This is a genomic window from Gordonibacter pamelaeae 7-10-1-b, assembly GCF_000210055.1.
GTDB classification, from domain to species: domain Bacteria; phylum Actinomycetota; class Coriobacteriia; order Coriobacteriales; family Eggerthellaceae; genus Gordonibacter; species Gordonibacter pamelaeae.
In genome coordinates, this window is sequence record NC_021021.1 from 55253 (window position 1) to 56897 (window position 1645).

General features: G+C 70.2%; 2 protein-coding genes. Both read left to right on the forward strand.

The window, feature by feature from the left end; translation table 11 throughout:
• The coding region (cgtA, locus tag GPA_RS00235; protein WP_041238654.1) for an Obg family GTPase CgtA at window positions 1-447 on the forward strand (447 nt) is incomplete at its 5' end.
• Entirely contained in the window at window positions 447-1583 is a 1137-nt protein-coding gene (gene proB, locus GPA_RS00240; RefSeq protein WP_015538609.1) for a glutamate 5-kinase, read from the forward strand. The genes cgtA and proB, both read left to right, overlap by 1 nt.
• Window positions 1584-1645: the final 62 nt, after the last annotated feature.

Below are 1645 nucleotides of genomic sequence, written 5' to 3' on the forward strand. Positions count from 1 at the left end.
GAGTTCGCCCCGAGCCCCGTCGACCCGAAGCTCTACCGCATCAGCGCGCTCACCGGCGCGGGCGTCGACGGCCTCAAGGCCGCCATCGCCACGAAGGTGCACGAGCTGCGCGAGGCCGCGCGGGCCGACCTGGGCGCCGACGTGCAGTACGACCACGTGTGGGAGCACAAGCGCGAGATGCGCGACAAGCGCTTCGAGGTGTTGAACCTGGGCGGCGGCGTGTTCCGCGTCACGGGCCCGCAGGTCGAGCGCATGGTGGTGCAGACCGACTGGGAGAACGAGGAGGCCATCGCCTTCTTGCAGCACCGCTTGAAGCGCCTCGGCGTGGAGACGGCGCTCGAGCGCGCCGGCGCGGTGGACGGCGACGAGATTCGCATCGTCGGGCGCGCGTTCGGCTTCGAGTCGGCGCGCACGGCGGAGGATATGTTCAAGGAGCTCGACCTGTGATGAGGGCTGAAGAGGGCGGGCGTGGAAAGCGCCTGGTCATCAAGATAGGCTCATCGACGCTCACCACGTCGGAGAGCAAGATCGACTACGGCTACCTGGCCGCGGTGGCCGCGCAGATAGCCGAGGCCAAGGAGGCGGGATGGCATCCGGTCGTGGTCACGTCGGCGGCCATCGCCTGCGGCCTCGAGCGGCTCGGCATAGAGAAGCGCCCGCACGACATGCCGAGCTTGCAGGCGGCGGCGTCGGTGGGGCAGAGCGCGCTCTCGACGGCCTACGCCGAGGCGTTCGCCGCCCACGGCATCGTGACCTCCACGGTGCTGCTCACGCGCCGCGACACGGCCGACCGCCAGGCGTACCTGCATGCGCGCGACACGTTCGACCGGCTGCTCGACCTGGGCGTCGTTCCCATCGTGAACGAGAACGACACCGTGTCAGTGGAGCAGATCCGCTTCGGCGACAACGACACGCTCGCGGCGCTCGTCGCATGCCTGGTGGAAGCCGATCTCATGGTCATCCTCTCGGACATAGAGGGGCTCTTCGACGCGAACCCGCACTTCAACCCCGAGGCGAAGCTGATCGGCCGCGTGGAGGCCATCGGCCCGGAGATCATGGCCGTGGCAGGCGGGGCGGGCACCACCGTGGGCTCGGGCGGCATGATCACGAAGATCAAGGCCGCGCGCGTGCTCATGGTGGCGGGCATCCCCATGGTCGTGTGCAACGGGCGGCGCCCCGGAGCCATCGTGGCCGCCGCGCGCGGCGAGGACGTGGGCACCCGCTTCGTCGCCGCAAGCAAGCCCCACGAGATTACGCCGAAGAAGCTTTGGATCGCCCTCGGCGACGCGGCGCGCGGCGCGCTCGTGGTCGACGAAGGCGCGAAGGCGGCGCTCGTCAGCCGGGGGAGCTCGCTTCTGTCGGTGGGCGTGAGCGCGGTGGAAGGCCGCTTCGAGGCGGGCGACGTCGTGGACATCAAGGACGGCTCGGGGCACCTGTTCGCCCGCGGCAAGGCGGCGTTCTCGTGCGACGAGGCCGCGCTCGCCATCGGCCGCACGCGCGCCGAGCTGCAGGCCAACCGCCTGCTCGCGAGCCTGGCCGACAAGCCGCTCGTCCATCGCGACGAGCTGATCGTGTTCGAGTAGGGAGGATCGACTATGGCGAACGAAACCGTGCGCGAGGAGGTGCGGCGCATCGCTGAGGCGGC

Bases quoted from the DNA above. Each gene is read 5' to 3' on its own strand.
- proB (WP_015538609.1), top strand. From the start codon at position 447: ATGAGGGCTGAAGAGGGCGGGCGTGGAAAGCGCCTGGTCATCAAGATA.